Here is a 220-nt window from a genome sequence, read left to right as displayed (position 1 = left end):
GTATGTTACCTAAAATGAAACCAGGTAAACAACGTGGTAAGCCGGTAAATGTTCCGTATTCGTTACCAATTATCTTCCAAGTACAAGATTAAGACATTAGTATATACTGTTTTAGCCAGATTATAAAACGTAATTTGGTGAAAAAAGATGATAAAATAAAAACCCGCTACAAATTGTAGCGGGTTTTCTTTTTTGGTATGCTTATTGTGATTTTATCATA

General features: G+C 31.4%; 1 pseudogene. It reads left to right on the top strand.

The window, feature by feature from the left end:
• Positions 1-92, top strand: a pseudogene (locus FUA24_RS25615) (energy transducer TonB); the annotation flags it as partial.
• Between the last annotated feature and the right edge of the window lie 128 nt (positions 93-220).

Source organism: Seonamhaeicola marinus (genome assembly GCF_008085455.1).
The sequence above is the reverse complement of the archived record's forward strand: the minus strand, read 5'-3'. Positions and strand labels throughout refer to the sequence as shown.